Raw genomic sequence first — 13,371 nt, 5'->3', positions numbered from 1 at the left:
GACTGGACGTCGCCGTCGTAGTTCTTGCAGGCCCAGACGTAGCCGCCCGACCACTTCAGCGCCGAGGCCACCATGTCGTCGATCAGGCGATGCTCGTAGGTCAGGCCGAGCTTCTTGAAGTCGGCGGCGAATTCGGTCTCGAAGATCTCGGCGAAGAGATCCTTGAAGCGGCCGTCATAGGCCTTCAGGATCGTGTTCTTGGTCGAGAGATAGACCGGATACTTGCGCGACAGGCCGTAGTTCAGCGAGGCGCGGGCGAAGTCGCGGATCGAATCGTCGGTGTTGTACATGGCCATGGCCACGCCCGAATCCGTGAACTGGTAGACCTCGTGCTCGATGGTCTTGCCGTTGGCGCCCTCGAACTTGATCGTGAGCTTGCCGGGGCCTTCGGTGCGGAAGTCGGTGGCCTTGTACTGGTCGCCGAAGGCGTGGCGGCCGACGATGATCGGCTGGGTCCAGCCCGGCACCAGGCGCGGCACGTTCGAGCAGATGATGGGCTCGCGGAAGATCACGCCGCCGAGGATGTTGCGGATCGTGCCGTTCGGCGACTTCCACATCTTCTTGAGCTTGAACTCCTCGACGCGGGCTTCGTCGGGGGTGATGGTGGCGCATTTCACGCCCACGCCATGACGCTGGATGGCCTTGGCGGCGTCGATGGTCACCTGATCGTCGGTGGCGTCGCGGTGCTCCATGCCGAGGTCGTAGTATTCCAGCTTCACGTCGAGGTAAGGCAGGATCAGCTTCTTCTTGATGAAATCCCAAATGATGCGGGTCATCTCGTCGCCGTCCAGTTCGACGACCGGATTCTCGACCTTGATCTTGCTCATCTGAAGCCCTCTTCGCTGAACGGGCGGGCGCCCCCATGGCCGCCGCGCCGCGCGCACCATACTGACGGGGGAGGCGGTCGGCAAGTTCCGAACCCTCAGGCGCGCGCTGGAGTCAGAGTCTTTCGCAAGCCCGACGAAAGAACGGCCCGAAGCCGCCTCCGGAGGGCCCGGGAGGCCTGACCTCATCGCCTCTGGCTTCCGTCATCGAAGAGGCGCAATCATCGGGCCACAAGACGACAGAAATCCCGGAGGGAGGAAACCCATGATCTTCAGGAACCGCCGCGCCGCTCTGATGGCGGGCGCCGCTCTGGGGCTGCTGGCCGCCCAGACCCAGCGCCCCGCCCTCGCCCAGAGCTTCGAGACCTTCGTCGTCTTCGGCGACAGCCTCGTGGACAGCGGACAGAGGATCGATCCGGGCAAGGTCTATCCGGGCTTTCCCGTCCCGCTGCCCGACGACGCCCGCTGGCGCTATACGAATCGCGAGGCGAACGGAGAATACGGCCAGCCCTATTCCGGCCAGCTCTCCCTGGATCTCGGATTCGGCCCGCTCCATCCCTCCAATCCCCAGACCGCCCCCGGCATGACCGCCGAAGGGACCGGCCTGAACTACGGCGTCGGGGGCGCCCTGGCCGGCGAAGTCCGCGCGCAGATCGAGTCCACGGTCACGGTGCCCGCCACGCCCTATTATCCCGCGACCACCACGGGCCCCGGCTTTCTCGTCGGGCCCGACGCCGGACTCGCCAAGGGCTCGACCCTCGCGCTGGTGAGCGCGGGCGGCAACGACGTCCGCGACATGGCCAACGTCCAGTTCGATCCCGTGACCCGCGCGCCGACCGGCTTCCGGCTGGGCGCGGCGCAGGACGTCTTCGAAAGCGACCTCTCCGTCATCCAGAGCAACATCGTCGCGGAGATGGGCGCCGCCGCCGCCGAGACCGCCGCAGGCGTGCGGGCGCTGCGGGCGGCGGGCGTGGGACTCGTGATCGTGCCCAACACGCCCAATCTCGCCGCGACGCCCGAAACCGCCCTGCTCGATTCCCAGGCTCCGGCTCTGGCGGCGGGGCTCGGCCTGACCCTGCCGACGGACGGCGCCATGTCCACGCCCTTCGCCACGATCCGCAATGGCGCGACCCAAGCCTACAACGGCGCGCTGAACGCCGCCCTCGCCGGAGAATCCGGCGTGATGCGGGTGGATCTCGACGGATTCTTTTCGGCGGCTCTGGCGAATCCGGGCGCCTTCGGCTTCGCCCCGGGCGTCGATCACAGCAAGGTCTGCTACAACGCCTCGGAGTTCACCGGCGTCCCCTGCGCCGCCGATCCGACCTACGGCCAGAACCTCGCCGCAGGCCAGACCGGCAATCCGCTCGTGCTGCTGTTCAACGACGGCATCCACCCGACCACCGCCGCCCATGGCGCCATCGCCGATCTGATCGGGGCCTCGCTGGAGGCCGGGCCGAAGGTCGCGCTGGCGCCGCATCTGCCGCTTCGCGCGGCGCGCGACCTCGGCGACGCCTTCGAGGACGCCGCCGAACGCGGCGCCCGCATCGGCGGAGTCTCGGCCTTCGGCTCGGTCGGGGCCTCGGTCTCCGACGGCGAGGGCCCCAGAGGCGACGCGCAGTCGGTTCAGGGCCATGTCGGCGCGACGAAGGCCCTCTCGCCCAGCCTGACGGTCGGCGCGGGGCTCGGCTATCACGCCCTGGGGAGCGACGTCTCCGGCGTGGAGATCGACGGCGACGCCTTCATGGGCGGCCTCTTCGCGCGGCATGACGACGGACGCTTCTTCGGAACCGCGACCCTCACGGCGGGTTACGCCGACGTCGACGTGGCGCGCGACTCCCGGATCGGGGCGGCCCACGCCCGCAACGAAGGCTCGGCGGACGGCTGGGTCTTCGGCGGCGCGGTCCAGGCCGGAGCGCGGCTGATCCAGGGTCCGGGCTTCACGGCGGGGCCCCTCGCGCGGCTGGAGGGCTGGAGCGCCAGCCTCGGCGGCTATGCGGAGGGCGGACCCGGATACGCCGCCCAGCGTTACGGCGATCTCGACGCGCGCAGCTTCCGGGGCGGACTCGGCGCCTTCGCCGAAGCGCGCGGCGAACATCTCGGCGTGCGGGCCGAGGCGCTCTTCGAGCATGAGTTCAGCGACGCTCAGGACGTTCAGGTCTCTTCGGCCTCTCTGGGCGGCGGCTGGTCGGCGCCGGGCCACGCCCTGAAGGACGACGGGCTCAAGCTCGGCCTGACCGCCCTCTACGACGCCGGATTCGGTCTGCTCGGCGCGGGCTACGTCGGCCGCTTCGGCGACGACCAGAGCCACGGACTCCGGCTCGGGCTCTCCATGCCCTTCTGAACGCGTCTCCCTTCTGCGGGGCGATTCCGGTCAGCCCCGCAGAAGCCCGCCCAAGACCCGATAGACCCGCGCATCCTCGCATTGCGCCACGTTGAAGCGCATGAAGCCTCCGGCGGAGCGCGAGAGGCTGAAGACGTCGCCGGGCGCGAAGACCACCTTCTCCGCCAGAGCCGCCCGCGCGATGGCGGCGGAATCTCCGCCCTCCGGCAGGCGGCCCCAGAGGTGGAAGCCGCCGCGCGGCTCGATCCAGGGCTCCACGCCGAGATCGCGCAGCCGCCCGGAGACCTCGCGCCGCGCCCGCGTCAGACGGCGGCGCAGAGCCTCCACATGCCTGCGATGGCCCCCGCCCGACAGCAGATCCGCGACCGCCTCCGCGACGGCGGGACTCGGGCCGCCGAAGCTGGTCGCCAATTGCAGGTCGGCCAGCTCCGCGATCCAGTCGGCCCGCGCGAGGACGTAGCCGCAGCGCAGAGAGGCCGACAGCGTCTTGGAGAAGCCCCCCACCCGGATCACCCGCTCCAGCCCGTCGAGGAGCGCCAGCCGCACGGAGGGCTCCGGCTCGAAATCGGCGAAGGCCTCGTCCTCCACCACGAGCAGACCATGGGCGGCGGCGATCTTCAGCAGCCGGTGGGCGTGAGGCGCCGAGAGCGTCGCGCCCGTGGGATTATGCAGAGCCGAATTGGTCAGATAGAGCCGGGGACGCTCGGTCAGCACGACGGCTTCGAAATCCGCCGGATCCGGTCCCGAAGGGCCGTAGGGAACCCCCACCACCCGGGCCTGATGCGCCCGCAGAAGCGCCCGGAAATTGAAGTAGCAGGGATCGTCCACCAGCACCGCGTCTCCGGGGCGCAGCAGCAGGCGGCAGACCAGATCCAGACCCTGGGTCGCGGAGGCGGTCAGCAACAGCTGATCCGGCGCGGCTTCGAGGCCCTCCTCGGCGAAGCGCCCCATCAGCAGACGCCGCAGGGCCGCGGAGCCCCGCGTGGAGCCGTAATCGGTCAGGAGCGCCTCCTCCCGCCGCGAGAGGCCGCGCAGCGTCCGGCGCAGGGCCTCGCCCGGCAGCCATCCGGAGGGCAGCCAGCCGCAGCCGGGCTTGAGCGCCTCGGGATCGGCGTCGAGCGACTGGCGCGAGACCCAGAAGGGATCCACGGCCCGATCCGCCGGAGGCGCGTCCCGCGCCAGAGCCAGAGGCGGAAGCTTCGTCGCGCAGACGTAGAAGCCCGAACCCGGACGCGCCCGGATCAGGCCTTCCGCCGCCAGACGGTCATAGGCCTCGACCACCGTGGAGGGCGAAAGCTTCAGATTCCGGGCGAGGCCCCGGATGGAGGGCAGACGGTCGCCGGGGCCGAGGGCGCGGCTCTCCAGCCGGGCGCGGATCGCCTGCATCGCGGCGAGGGTCCGGCCGCCCGTCCCTCCGGAAGCTGCGGAGCCTTGAGCGGTCAAGCGTATGGCCTCCCTGATCGATACGGTTCGGCGGGATCCTGGGGATCCGTAGCTGTCCGCGCAAGTCCGGAGGGCCTAGAGCATCGTCCGGCGCAGCCGAAACGGCTGCGAGTCGCGGCGCCGCGACCGGACGAAAACCCGGAGCCTGCGGATGATCACCCCCGATCGGACGAGGCTCCGCAAGCCCCTCACCCGCGCGAAGCCCTTCGCGCCCTGGCGGAGCCCCCTCCGCGAAGCGAGAAGCCATGGACGCCGGACTCTCCCCGACCGCCCCCTCCCGTTCCGCCGGGATCTCCCCCGACGCCGCCTCCGCGCGGATGGGGGCTCCGCCCTCCGGGGCGAGCCCGGCCGCCTGGCGCGACGGCTTCCTCGGGATGCTGATCTTCAGCGGCTCCCTGCCGGCGACGCGGCTGGCGGTGGAGGATCTGCCGCCGCTGTTCCTGACCTCCGCGCGGGCGGTCGCGGCGGCGCTGCTCGGCGGAGCGCTGCTGCTGCTGACGCGCGCCGGACGCCCCGAACGGAAGGATCTGCCCGCCCTGGCCGTGACGGCTCTGGGGGTGGTGGTCGGCTTTCCCCTGCTGACGGCTCTGGCGCTTCAGCGGGTCTCCTCGGCGCATGGAGTGGTCTTCATCGGGCTTCTGCCTCTGGCGACCGCCCTGTTCGCGACCCTGCGCGGCGGAGAACGCCCGAAGCCTGCGTTCTGGCTCTTCTCGGGGCTCGGCGCGGCGACGGTGGCGGGATTCGCCCTCTCGCAAGGCGGCTCCGGATCTCTGGAGGGCGATCTCCTGATGCTGGCGGCGGTCCTGCTCTGCGGGCTCGGCTACGCCGAGGGGGCGAAGCTCTCGCGACGCCTCGGCGGCTGGCGGGCGATCTCCTGGGCGCTGGTCCTCTCGGCGCCGCCGATGCTGGTCCTCGCGCTGCTGAGCCTGCCGGAGTCATGGGCCGGGATCGGGACTCCGGCCTGGCTCGGATTCGGCTATGTCTCGGTGTTCTCGATGCTGATCGGCTTCATCTTCTGGTATCGCGGGCTGGCGGCGGGCGGAGTCGCCCGCGTGGGTCAGCTCCAGCTGCTCCAGCCCTTCTTCGGCCTGGCGCTGGCGGGGCTCCTGCTCGGAGAGCCGACGCCCTGGGGCATGTTCGCTTCGGCGGGGGTGGTGGCGCTCTGCGTGGCGCTCTCGAAGCGCTTCGCCTGAAGGCGCCCTTCAGCTCAGGGCGTCGATCTGCGCGAGGCTCAGGGAGCCCGGAACCACCGTGATGGGCACCGGCATGCGGCCCGACATCTGTCCGGCCAGAGTCGAGACCAGAGGCCCCGGGCCCTCTCCGCCCACGCCCGCCGCCAGAACCAGAATGCTGATGTCGTGGTCTTCGCCGAGATAGGCGAGGATCTCTTCGGCGGGGCGGCCCTCGCGGATGGTGAATTCCGGCGTGATCCCCGCCAGAGCCTGCACCTCGGCGGCGAGGGTGCCGAGGCGCTTCTCGGCCTGAGCCCGCGCCTCCTGACGCATCCGCTCGCCGACGCTGCGCCAGATCTGGCCGTCTTCGGGCTCGATGACGTAGAGCATGGCCACGCCGCCGCGCGTATGCTCGGCGCGCCGCGCGGCGTAGCGCAGCGCGGTCAGACATTCGGGAGTGGAATCCACCACCACCATGAATTTGCGCCGCGCCTCGCGGGGCGGAGGGCTGGTCTCTTCAATCGAGGTCATGGCGGAATCCTGCGTCAGCCCGAGGACCGACGCAAGGGTTTTGCGCGCTCAGAACGGACGCGCCCGCCCCCGCAGGAGGCCCAGCACGTCATAGACCTGATCCAGCACCGGCGCCGCCAGAGCCCGCGCCCGGTCGGCGCCTGCGCTCAGGATGCGGTCGATTTCGGCCGGATCGGCCTCCAGGCGGCGCATCTCGCCGGAGATCCTGCCGAAGCGCTCCACGGCCAGATCCGCGAGCCGGGGCTTGAAGACGCCGAAGCCCTGTCCGGCGAATTCCTTGAGCACGGCCTCCTTATCGGTCTCGGCGATGGCGGCGTAGATCGCCACGAGATTGTCGGCCTCGGGACGGCCCTTCAGCTCCTCGACCGTCTCGGGCAGAGGCTCGGAATCGGTGGTGGCCTTGCGGATCTTGCGGGCGATGGCGTCGGCGTCGTCGGCCAGGTTGATCCGCGAGGCGTCGGAGGGATCGGATTTGGACATCTTCTTCGAGCCGTCGCGCAGACTCATGATGCGCGCCGCCTCGGCGGGGATGATCGGCTCGGGCAGAGGGAAGAAATCCGGGGCGTTGAAGTCGAGGTTGAATTTCGTCGCCACGTCGCGGGTGAGTTCGAGATGCTGCTTCTGGTCCTCGCCGACCGGAACATGGGTCGTCTTGTAGGCGAGGATGTCGGCGGCCATGAGGGTCGGATAGGCGTAAAGCCCCACCGAAGCGGCCTCGCGATCCTTGCCCGCCTTGTCCTTGAACTGGGTCATGCGGTTCATCCAGCCGATCCGCGCGACGCAATTGAAGATCCAGGCGAGTTCGGCGTGTTCGGAGACCTGGCTCTGGTTGAACAGGATCGAGCGTTTGGGGTCGATTCCCGCCGCCAGATAGGCCGCCGCCACATGGCGCGTCGCGGCGCGGACCGCGCCCGGCTCCTGACGCATGGTGATCGCATGGAGATCCACCACGCAATAGATGCGCTCGCCCTCGCCTTCCTGAAGCGACACGAAATAGCGCAGCGCCCCGAGATAATTCCCCAGATGCAGCGAGCCCGTCGGCTGCATGCCGGAGAAGATCCGGCGCGGATGGCTTGAGGCTTTGGGGGATTCGGACATGGCTGCGGCGCTTTCAGGCTGAGGACGCCCGGAAGGGCCGGAGAGCCGCAGGGCGTGGAGGAGTCGCAGGGGTTATCGCGCCGCCGCAGGGGAGCGTCAAGGCGCCCCCGGAACATGGAAAGGCCCCGTCCGGATCCGGACGAGGCCTTTCCCCCCTCGCAACCTCTCCGCACCGCGCCGAAGCGCGGGACGGGATCAGCTGTGGATCGGCTTGCCGAAGGCGGCGGCCATGGCGGCCTCGCGCAGGGCTTCCGAAAGCGTCGGATGGGCGTGGCAGGTGCGGGCCACGTCCTCGGAGGCGGCGCCGAACTCCATGGCGACGCAATATTCGTGGATCGTCTCGCCCGCCTGAGGCCCGAGGATGTGCACCCCCAGGATGCGGTCGGTGGCGGCGTCGGCGAGGACCTTCACGAAGCCCTCGGTGGAGAGGATCGCCTTGGCGCGGCCGTTGGCCACGAATGCGAACTTCCCGACCTTGTAGGCGCGGCCCTCCTGCTTGAGCTGCTCCTCGGTCTTGCCGACGGTCGCGACTTCGGGATCCGTGTAGATCACGCCGGGGATGACGTCGTAATTCACATGGCCCTTCTGTCCGGCGAGGGTCTCGGCGACGGAGACGCCTTCCTCTTCGGCCTTGTGGGCGAGCATCGGCCCGGCGATGACGTCGCCGATGGCCCAGATCCCCGGAACGTTGGTGCGGCCATGGCCGTCGGTGTGGACGCGTCCGCGCTCGTCCAGCGCCACGCCGACCGCCTCCAGCCCGAGGCCCGAGGTGTAGGCGCGGCGGCCCACGGCCAGCAGCACCACGTCGGCGTCGAGGCTGGCGGTCGAGCTGTCCTTGCGGAGCGTGTAATTCACCTTCAGATCGGCGCCCGAGGCGTCGACGCCCGAAACCGCCGCGCCGAGGATGAATTTAATCCCCTGCTTCTCCAGCGAGCGCTGGAACTGCTTCTGGATCTCGCCGTCCATGCCGGGGGTGACGTGGTCGAGGAACTCGACGACGGTGACTTCCGAACCGAGGCGCTTCCAGACGGAGCCCAGCTCCAGCCCGATCACGCCCGCGCCGATCACCACGAGACGCTTCGGAACCGAAGCCAGCTCCAGAGCGCCGGTGGAGGTGACCACGCGCTTCTCGTCCACCTCGACGCCCTTGAGCGGCGTGGATTCGGAGCCCGTCGCGATGACGATGTTCTTCGCGGAAAGGGTGGTCTCGGAGCCGTCTTCGCCCTTGACCTTCACCGAGCCGGGCGCCGCGATGGAGCCCCAGCCCCTGACGTAAGTCACCTTGTTCTTCTTGAAGAGGAACTCGATGCCCTGGGTGTTGGACTTGATGACGCTGTCCTTGAAGCCCAGCATCTTCGCCACGTCCACGCCCACCGGGCCGACGTTCAGCCCCATGCTGGCGAAATTGGCTTCGGCCTCATGGGCCAGATGCGAGGCGTGCAGCAGCGCCTTCGAGGGAATGCAGCCCACGTTGAGGCAGGTGCCGCCCAGAGCCCCGCGCCCCTCGACGCAGGCGACCTTCAGGCCCAGCTGCGCCGCCTTGATCGCCCCGACGTAGCCGCCCGGGCCGCCGCCGATGAACACCACGTCATAAGCTTCGGACATCCCCGCCCCCTCGCTTGATCCTGGGAAAAAGGCCCCTCCCGCGCCGGGAGGGGCCGTCTCGGTCTTCCGCTCAGATGTCGAGCAGCAGGCGCTGCGGATCCTCCAGCCCGTCCTTGACGCGGACGAGGAAGGTCACGGCCTCCTTGCCGTCGATGATGCGGTGGTCGTAGCTCAGCGCGAGATACATCATCGGGCGGATGACGATCTGGCCGTTGACCACCACCGGGCGCTCCTGGGTCTTGTGCATGCCCAGAATGCCCGCCTGCGGCGGATTCAGGATCGGCGTGGACATCAGCGAGCCGTAGACGCCGCCGTTGGAGATCGTGAAGGTGCCGCCCTGCATCTCGTCGATGGTGAGCTTGCCGTCGCGGGCGCGCAGGCCGAATTCGCCGATCTTCTTCTCGACCTCGGCGAAGGAGAGCTGGTCGGCGTCGCGGACCACCGGAACCACCAGACCCGTCGGCGTGCCCACCGCGACGCCGATGTGGTAGTAGTTCTTGTAGACCAGATCCACGCCGTCGATCTCGGCGTTGACGCTCGGGATCTCCTTGAGCGCGTGCACCACCGCCTTGGTGAAGAAGGACATGAAGCCGAGCTTCACGCCATGCTTCTTCTCGAAGGCGTCCTTGTGGGCGTTGCGCAGCGCCAGGATGTTGGTCATGTCCACCTCGTTGAAGGTGGTGAGCATGGCCGCGGTGTTCTGGGCGTCCTTGAGGCGGCGCGCGATGGTCTGACGCAGACGCGTCATGCGCACGCGCTTCTCGCGGCTGGCGTCGTCAGGCGCCGAAGCCGCGCGCGGAGCCGGAGCCGGGGCGGCCGCAGGAGCCAAAGCGCCGCTCTGGACGGCCTTGAGCACGTCCTCCTTCATCACGCGGCCGTCGCGGCCCGAGCCCTGCACCTGACCGGCGGAGAGACCCGCCTCCGCCATGAGCTTCTGCGCCGAAGGCGCGTCCGCCACGTCGCGACGGGCCGTCGCCGGGGGCGGCTCCGAGGCGCTGGAGGAAGGTCCGGCGGCCGGATTCGGCGCGGGCTCGGCCTTCGGAGCCGGAGGCGCCGAGGCGGAGACGCCCGCCGTGGCGGTCTCGTCGATCACGGCCAGAATCCCGTCGCGCTGGACCACGTCGCCTTCCGGGACGCGGATCTCGACCAGCACGCCGGAGACCGGAGCCGGAGCCTCGACCGACACCTTGTCGGTCTCCAGCTCGCAGAGCGGCTCGTCGGCCTTGACCGCGTCGCCGAGCTTCTTGAACCATTTCGCCACGGTGGCTTCGCTGACGGATTCGCCCAGCGCCGGCACGGAGACTTCAGTCGCCATTGTCTTGATCCCTCTTCTCTGTTTTCCGCGCCTCAGGCCTGCAAGGCTTCGGCGACCAGCGCTTCCTGCTCGCGGACGTGGCGCGAGGCCAGACCCGTGGCGGGCGCCGCAGCGGCCTTGCGGCCGACGTAACGGGCGCGCTGGGCCTTGCCCTCGACGCGGCCGAGCGCCCATTCGAGATTCGGCTCCATGAAGAACCATGCGCCCTGGTTCTTCGGCTCCTCCTGACACCAGATCACGTCGGCGTTGGGGAAACGCTTCAGCTCGCGCAGCATGGACTGGGCCGGGAAGGGATACATCTGCTCGACGCGCAGCAGATAGACGTCGTCGATCCCCCGCGCCTCGCGGGTTTCGAGCAGATCGTAATAGACCTTGCCCGTGCAGAGGACCACGCGCCGGATCTGGTCGTCGGGCTTGAGGACGGTGCTCGACTCGCCGACCTGGGCGCCGTCCCAGAGCAGGCGGTGGAAGCTGGAGCCCTGGGTGAAGTCCGAGATCTTCGAGACGCAGCGCTTGTGGCGCAGCAGCGACTTCGGCGTGAAGAGCACCAGAGGCTTGCGGAAGTTCCGCATGAGCTGACGGCGCAGGATGTGGAAGTAGTTCGCCGGAGTCGAGCAGTTGGCGATGATCCAGTTGTTCTCCGCCGAGTTCTGGAGGAAGCGCTCGGGGCGTCCCGAGCTGTGCTCGGGGCCGGCGCCCTCCATGCCGTGCGGCAGGAGCATCACGAGGCCCGACATGCGCAGCCACTTGCTCTCGCCCGAGGAGATGAACTGGTCGATCATGATCTGGGCGCCGTTGGTGAAGTCGCCGAACTGCGCCTCCCAGAGCACCAGAGCCTTCGGCTCGCTGAGCGAATAGCCGTATTCGAAGCCGAGCACCGCATATTCCGAGAGCATCGAATCGATGACCTCGAAATCCGCCTGGGCGGGCGAGAGGTTGCGCAGCGGGAAATAGCGGTCTTCGCTCTCCTGGTCGATGAAGGCCGAATGGCGCTGGCTGAAGGTGCCGCGGATGCAGTCCTGGCCCGCCAGGCGCACCGGATAGCCCTGCTGCACCAGAGAGCCGAAGGCCAGAGCCTCGCCGGTGGCCCAGTCGAAGCCTTCGCCGGTCTCGAACATCTTCTTGCGGGCCGCGACGAAGCGCTCCAGCGTGCGGTGGATGTTGAAGCCCTCGGGCGGCGTGGTGAGCGCCGCGCCGATGGCCTTCACCTGCTCAGCGGAGGCCGCGGTGTCGCCGCGCTGATAGCTCGCCTCGTCGTCGTCGCGGTCGGAGCCGAAGCCCGCCCAGCGTCCGTCGAGCCAGTCGGCCTTGTTGGGCAGGTAGTCCTTCGCGGCGTCGAAATCGCTCTGGAGACGGTTCTGGAAGTCCGTCTTCATCTGCGCGACTTCGGCTTCCGTGACGACGCCCTCGTCGGTCAGGCGCTTCGCGTAGAGCTCCAGGGTGGTGGGGTGGCCCTTGATGAGCTTGTACATCCGGGGCTGGGTGAACATGGGCTCGTCGCCCTCGTTATGCCCGAAGCGCCGGTAGCAGAAGATGTCGAGGACGACGTCCTTGTGGAACTTCTGCCGGTATTCGATGGCCACCTTGGCGGCGTGGACCACCGCTTCGGGATCGTCGCCGTTGACGTGGAAGATCGGCGGCTCGACCATCAGGGCGATGTCCGAGGGATAGGGCGAGCTGCGCGAGAAGCGCGGCGCCGTGGTGAAGCCGATCTGGTTGTTCACGATGATGTGGATCGCGCCGCCGGTGCGGTGCCCCACCAGGCCCGACATGCCGAGGCATTCGGCCACCACGCCCTGTCCGGCGAAGGCGGCGTCGCCATGCAGCAGCACGGCCACGGCCTGAGTGCGCTCCTTGTCGCCGAGCTGGGTCTGCTTGGCGCGGATCTTGCCGAGCACCACCGGATTCACCGCCTCGAGATGCGAGGGGTTGGCGGTCAGCGAGAGATGGACGCTGTTGCCGTCGAAGCTGCGGTCCGAGGAGGCGCCGAGGTGATATTTCACGTCGCCCGATCCGCCCACGTCGTCGGGGTTCACCGAGCCGCCCTGGAATTCGTGGAAGATCGCGCGATAGGGCTTGGCCAGCACGTTGGCGAGCACGTTCAGGCGTCCGCGATGGGGCATGCCCACCACGATGTCCTGAAGGCCCAGATTGCCGCCGCGCTTGATGATCTGCTCCATGGCGGGGATGAGCGCCTCGCCGCCGTCCAGACCGAAGCGCTTGGTGCCGGTGTACTTCACGTTCAGGAAGCGCTCGAAGCCCTCGGCCTCGACGAGCTTGTTGAGGATGGCCTTGCGGCCTTCCGGCGTGAAGGCGATCTCCTTGTGGCGGCCCTCGATGCGGTCCTTGAGCCAGGCGACTTCCTCGCCGTTGGTGATGTGCATGTACTGCAGCGCGAAGGTGCCGCAATAGGTGCGCCTCAGGATCGCGACGATCTCGCGCATGCTGGAGGTTTCGAGGCCCAGCACCTTGTCGATGAAGATCGGCCGGTCGAGATCGGCCTCGGCGAAGCCGTAATGGGAGGGCTCCAGCTCGGGATGCGGCGGCTGGGTCACGAGGCCCAGCGGGTCGAGGTTCGCCGCCAGATGCCCCACGATGCGATAGGCGCGGATGAGCATCAGCGCGCGGATCGAATCCAGCGCCGCCGAGCGGATCGCGGCCGGATCGGCCGCCGCAGAGCCCGCAGGCGCCTTGGCCTTGAGCTTGTCGGCGATGGCCTTGGGCGAACGGTCCAGAGCCGCCGGCGAGGGCCATTGCCCGTCCGAGGCCGACACCCAGTCGCCCGAGGCGACGGGCGGCCAGTCGGCGCGGCCCCAGGGGGCGCCCTTCACCTCGGCTTCGACCGCCTGGGGCGAATCGCCGAGCGCCTCGAAGAAGGCCCTCCAGGTCGGATCCACCGCCGAAGGATCACGGGCGTATTCCCCGTAGAGCCGTTCGACGTAGACGGCGTTGGCGCCCTGAAGGAAGGACAAACTCGCGAAATTCTGGTTCTGACCGCCGTTTGGGTTGCTCATCGCGCTCTGGCAGGGTCGCCCCCGCGCT

General features: G+C 68.9%; 9 protein-coding genes. 2 read left to right on the top strand and 7 right to left on the bottom strand.

Translation table 11 applies throughout. The features are described from left to right. The coding region (locus PHN62_RS10300) for an NADP-dependent isocitrate dehydrogenase (protein ID WP_300149996.1) at positions 1-827 on the bottom strand (827 nt) is incomplete at its 3' end. Positions 828-1,089: 262 nt separating this feature from the next. Between PHN62_RS10300 and PHN62_RS10295 the strand changes: the two genes are divergently transcribed. Then, positions 1,090-3,165 (top strand): autotransporter domain-containing protein, encoded by a 2,076-nt coding sequence (locus PHN62_RS10295; RefSeq protein WP_300149993.1) that lies wholly within the window; start codon positions 1,090-1,092, stop codon positions 3,163-3,165. Positions 3,166-3,195: 30 nt separating this feature from the next. Here PHN62_RS10295 and PHN62_RS10290 read toward each other — a convergent pair whose 3' ends face one another. After that, positions 3,196-4,608 (bottom strand): PLP-dependent aminotransferase family protein, encoded by a 1,413-nt coding sequence (locus PHN62_RS10290; RefSeq protein ID WP_300149991.1) that lies wholly within the window; start codon positions 4,606-4,608, stop codon positions 3,196-3,198. Positions 4,609-4,853: 245 nt separating this feature from the next. Between PHN62_RS10290 and PHN62_RS10285 the strand changes: the two genes are divergently transcribed. After that, a complete protein-coding gene (locus tag PHN62_RS10285; protein WP_300149988.1) occupies positions 4,854-5,801 on the top strand; it encodes a DMT family transporter in 948 nt (315 codons plus the stop codon). A 9-nt stretch (positions 5,802-5,810) separates the two neighbouring features. On the opposite strand, the gene PHN62_RS10280 is transcribed toward PHN62_RS10285, so the two are convergent. From PHN62_RS10280 to PHN62_RS10260, 5 genes are all read right to left on the bottom strand, one after another. Beyond that, a complete protein-coding gene (locus PHN62_RS10280) occupies positions 5,811-6,311 on the bottom strand; it encodes a universal stress protein (RefSeq protein ID WP_300149985.1) in 501 nt (166 codons plus the stop codon). A gap of 48 nt (positions 6,312-6,359) precedes the next feature. Next, positions 6,360-7,409 (bottom strand): tryptophan--tRNA ligase, encoded by a 1,050-nt coding sequence (gene trpS / locus PHN62_RS10275; protein ID WP_300149982.1) that lies wholly within the window; start codon positions 7,407-7,409, stop codon positions 6,360-6,362. Positions 7,410-7,604: 195 nt separating this feature from the next. Beyond that, the gene (lpdA, locus tag PHN62_RS10270; RefSeq protein ID WP_300149979.1) at positions 7,605-9,014 is read right to left on the bottom strand and encodes a dihydrolipoyl dehydrogenase; all 1,410 of its coding nucleotides are present in this window, start codon (positions 9,012-9,014) and stop codon (positions 7,605-7,607) included. Positions 9,015-9,084: 70 nt separating this feature from the next. Continuing rightward, positions 9,085-10,329 (bottom strand): 2-oxoglutarate dehydrogenase complex dihydrolipoyllysine-residue succinyltransferase, encoded by a 1,245-nt coding sequence (odhB, locus tag PHN62_RS10265; RefSeq protein ID WP_300149977.1) that lies wholly within the window; start codon positions 10,327-10,329, stop codon positions 9,085-9,087. Between the two features lie 32 nt (positions 10,330-10,361). Continuing rightward, entirely contained in the window at positions 10,362-13,343 is a 2,982-nt protein-coding gene (locus tag PHN62_RS10260; RefSeq protein ID WP_300149974.1) for a 2-oxoglutarate dehydrogenase E1 component, read from the bottom strand. Positions 13,344-13,371 lie beyond the last annotated feature (28 nt).

Source organism: Neomegalonema sp. (assembly GCF_028688855.1).
Classification (GTDB): domain Bacteria; phylum Pseudomonadota; class Alphaproteobacteria; order Rhodobacterales; family Rhodobacteraceae; genus Neomegalonema.
Note: the sequence above shows the minus strand (reverse complement) of the source record. Positions and strands in the feature narration are given on the sequence as shown.